At 71.1% G+C, this 4,156-nt stretch carries 1 protein-coding gene and 2 pseudogenes; 1 reads left to right on the top strand and 2 read right to left on the bottom strand.

Features of this window, described 5'->3' with window-relative positions; all coding sequences use genetic code 11:
* Positions 1-102: 102 nt before the first annotated feature.
* A pseudogene (locus ACFWY6_RS05090) lies at positions 103-2,052 on the bottom strand (collagenase); the annotation flags it as partial.
* A 129-nt stretch (positions 2,053-2,181) separates the two neighbouring features.
* Here ACFWY6_RS05090 and ACFWY6_RS05085 point away from each other — a divergent pair.
* Positions 2,182-2,631 (top strand): annotated as a pseudogene (locus ACFWY6_RS05085) (LysR substrate-binding domain-containing protein); the annotation flags it as partial.
* A 116-nt stretch (positions 2,632-2,747) separates the two neighbouring features.
* On the opposite strand, the gene ACFWY6_RS05080 reads toward ACFWY6_RS05085, so the two are convergent.
* Positions 2,748-4,034: a phytoene desaturase family protein gene (locus ACFWY6_RS05080; protein WP_384686499.1), complete on the bottom strand. Its 1,287-nt coding sequence runs from the start codon at positions 4,032-4,034 to the stop codon at positions 2,748-2,750.
* Positions 4,035-4,156: the final 122 nt, after the last annotated feature.

The raw sequence follows: 4,156 nt of genomic DNA, 5'->3' as shown, positions 1-4,156 counted from the left end.
TTTTTTTGTATTACCCGCCTGCGCGCCCGGGCGGGGGGGGGGCCCCCCCCCGCCCCCCCCCCCCCCGCCCCCGTAGGCATGGATCAGCAGATCAGCAGATCAGCAGGAGCCTCCCGCGCACGCGTCGAGCCAGGCGTACCAGTCCTGGTCGTAACGCGAGCCGATGTTCTGGGTCAGGTGCGTGCGGGCGGTGGCCCAGTCGCCGCTGCGGTAGGAGCCGAGCACGGTCGCCACGTCGTCCGGGTGCTTCTCCAGCATGTAGCGGGCGGCCAGGTAGCCCCAGCGGTAGGTGCGGGTCGTGTCGGTGTTCTGGTAGGTCGTGTCGAAGAGTTGGCTCAGGGGGTAGGTCTTCTTGCCTGCCTCCTTGATGGCTTCCTCGTAGCGCAGCTCGCGGTACGAGTAGGAGACGTACTCGGCGAAGCCCTCGATCCACCAGACCGTCGGGGTCGAGACCCCGGCCTCGAAGTCGCCGTACATGTTGAAGCGGCCGTCGAGGTAGTGGGTGTACTCGTGGTTCAGGTTCCAGATCTGGAAGTCGGGCCGCACCCAGTCCGCTTCGTAGGCGATGAAGCGGGGCAGGTTGCCGTCCGCCGACGGGTCGCCCTCCAGGTACATGCCGCCGTTGTTGGTGTCGATGCCGTAGATCACGCCGGCGTAGGTCTGGTAGTCGGCGCTGGAGTCGAAGACCACCACCTCGATCTTGGTGTTCTTGTCGTCCTTCACCGGGCCGCTGTCCTTGGCGACTTGGTGGAAGTACGCGTCCTGGCCGTTGAGGCTGTTGCAGGCGTAGGAGAAGTTGCCCGCGTCCATGTCCTGGGCGGCGATCGCGATGCTGTCGCTGCACGCGTTCTTGTCCTGGAGGACGGCCGCCTTCAGGCGCTCCTTGAGGTCGCAGACGCCGTAGTAGGCGCAGTTGTCCTTGTCGTATGCGTCGGCCATCTCGGCCACGCCGACCCAGAGCCGGGCCGTCCTGCCGGTCATGTCGGTGACGCCGAGCAGGTCCTTCATCAGCGGGCGGGTCTTGTCGCGGAGCCCGGCGTGCTGGACGAACCGGCCCATCTCGCGGCCCGCGTTGGCGGTGAGGTAGGACCGTTCACCGCCGAGCAGGTCGAGATGGTCCTTGGCGAACCGGTGCAGGGTGTCGAGGACGCCTGGGTTGCTCTGGACGGCCTGGACGAACTCCGGCAGTTGATGCCCGCGCCACAGGATCGTGTACACGTTGTTGACGGCGTTGAGCATCCACCACTTGTCGTTGTACGAGCTGTCGTAGCCCTGCAGCATCCGCTCGACGACACCGAGGTAGCGGGCGTTCTCCTCCGCGCTGTCGATCAGCGTGATCGCCTCCGCGAGGGTCTCGCCGTTGGCGTCCGTCACGTCGCCGGAGTGCGGGGAGGCGAAGAAGGCGTCGAGGCCTGCCTGGATGGCGGACTTCAGCTCGGGCCCGTACTCGCCCACGTCCGGCTTGTGGTACCAGTGCACGTAGTAGCCGGCCCGCAGGAACAGCACGATCTGCGGCATGCCGGTGGTGCCGTCGCCGGGGTACGCGGCGGAGCCATTGCGCAGCGCGTTGGCGACGGTGACCATCTGCGCCTCGCGGAACGCGCCGCCCGCGTCCGCGCCGGTGAGGCTGAACAGGGTGTTGATGCAGTCGGTCGTGGACGAGGTGATCTGCCGGACCAGCGCGTCGCCGGTCTGGGCGAAGTCGCCCGGGGAACAAGCCCCCTTGGCCTTCCCCTTCTTCTTGGCCGCCAGCATCGACGGCCGCTTGTGCGAGGGGTCCTTCGTCGGGGTGTCGTAGTCCTGCCGCAGCGCGTCCTGGGAGGCGGACAGCGGTGCGCGGTCGTCGACCGCGAGCCGCCCGTCCCGCACATGTTCGGCCTCCGCCGCCGCGACCGCGGGCCGCGGGCCGGTTCCCTTGTCGGCCGTCGCCGCCTGGGCGGTCCCGCCGCCGAGCGGGGCGGCGCCGACGCCGAGCGCGAGGGCCAGGGCTCCGGCTCCGGCCGCTCGGACGACGCGTGCACGTAACGAGCTTCTTCGTTCGTTCCGGCTCATTGCGGTTCTCCTGTGGGGGATTCGTTGCCTGTCGCAGACGCACCTTTTGTCGTGAGCACGCCCAGCGCTGGCGGTACCATTTCACACATCACATGCCGCCGGAAGCCTCGTGAAGCGGACGGTTTCCCCATGGAGTTGGGGTTCTCATGGCGGCGAACGGGGCAGCTGCCGGCTGAACTGACCCGCTTTGTCAGGCGCGTCGGCGAACTGGCCGAGGTGCGCGGACTATTGGGGCAGGCCCGGCTGCTGCCTGGCTGTGCCGCCGCCTGGACGGCATCCCGCGCTGCCGCCGGCATCAGACACTGCCCGCTGATCGGCCTGGCCGACAAGTCGGTGGTGCTTCGGCACGGCGACAGCTACCAACTCCTGGACACCATCTGCGAGGTCGGCGCCCTGCGCACCGGCCTGAGCGGCAGGCTGCGGATCGGCTCGGTCCCCTCGGCGTCCGGCGCCGTCCCGCCGCTGACCGCCCCGTTCTGCGCGGCGCACCCGCTGGTGACCGTGGAAGTGCTGGCGGACCTCCGGTCGGATGAGATTCTCCGGCAGCTGCAGAACTTCGAGATCGACGCCGGCCACGTCGCCGACGGCCTCGCCCATCAGCCGACGGCGACTTGGGCGGACGCGGCGCGGCTGCCGCTGTGCATGCCGACCGGGGCCGGTGAACGGCCGCTGCCCGCAGCAACAGTGATGGTGCGTCAGGCAGCCCGGATGCCGAGCTGGCGCAGGGCCGACGCCACCGCCCCTGCCCCGCACATGCCGTGCGCCCCGGGGCCCGGCGGGGTGGCCGCCGAGCACAGGAACACCCCGGGCAGGCCGGTGGCGTACGGGTCGAGTGCGGGGCGTGGCCCGATGAGCAGCTGCGGGACGGTCTTGGCCCCGGTGAGGATGTCGCCGCCGGTGAAGTTGGGGTTGGCTGCGGCGAAGTCGGCGGGCCGGGTGACCTGCCGGCCCACGATGCGTTCGCGCACCCCGGGGGCGAAGCGCTCCAGCTGTTGGAGGATCGCCTCGGTGGCGTCTGAGTCGTAGCCGTACGGGACATGGGCGTACGTCCACACGGGGTGGACGTCACCGGCCGACCGCGACGGGTCGGCCAGATACTGCTGGCCGACCAGGACGAAGGGGCGCTCCGGCATCCTCGCGCGGGTCACTTCCCGCTCCGTGTGCGCGACTTCGGCGAGCGGGCCGCCGAGGTGCACGGTGACGGCGCGGCGGGCGTGCTCGTTCGTCCAGGGCACGCCGCCTTCGACGGCCAGGTCGAGCTTGAAGGCGCCGGGTCCGCGGCGGAAGCGTTCATAGGCCGCCCGCACGCGGGTGGGCAGCAAGTCGCCGTAGAGGGACGCGACTTGGGCCGGGTCGAGGTCGAGGAGGGTCACATCGGCGGGCGGGATCTGTGCGCGGTCCGTGACCCGCACCCCGGTCTCGATCGTGCCGCCGTGCGCCCGCAGCACCCGCTCCATGCTGCGGGCGATGGACTGCGAACCGCCTTCGGCGACGACCCACCCGGCCGCGTGGCCCGCGGTGAGGATGCCGAGGGGGATCGCGGAGGTGAAGGGACGGGACAGCGGGCGGAAGTTGTGGGCCGCGACACCGGCCCACAGGGCCTGCGCCTGAGGAGTCTTGAAGAGGCGTGCGAGGGCGGTCGCGGGCAGGGCGGCCGGCAGGCCGAAGCGCGCGAGCAGCAGCGGGTGCGCAGGGACGCGCAGCAGGGGGCCCATCGTGTCCGGGGCAAGCGCGTCCCAGTGGCGTACCGAAGGTGCGAAGAGCGCGCGGTAGCGGTCGCCGTCCGCTCCGAGCATGCGGCTGGTCTCCGCCACGGAGCGCAGCAGTACGCCGGCCGTGCCGTCGTCCAGCGGGTGTACGCAGTCGATGTCGGCCGAGCGCCAGCGCAGACCGTGCTGTTCCAGGCCCAGCGCGCGCAGCGCCGGTGAGGCGACGGCCATGGGGTGGATGGCCGAGCAGTGGTCGTGCAGCAGTCCGGGCACGATGGCCTCATGGCTGCGGGTGCCGGGGCGCCCCGCCGCGGGGGGGGGGGGGCTCGGGGGAGACATAGCCCCCCCCCCGGGTGGGGAGCCGCGGAGTGCGGCGAGCCGAGAGGAGCCCCCCC

Origin of the sequence: Streptomyces sp. NPDC059037 (assembly GCF_042740015.1) — a bacterium.
Classification (GTDB): domain Bacteria; phylum Actinomycetota; class Actinomycetes; order Streptomycetales; family Streptomycetaceae; genus Streptomyces.
This window is presented reverse-complemented; position numbering and strand designations above follow the sequence as displayed.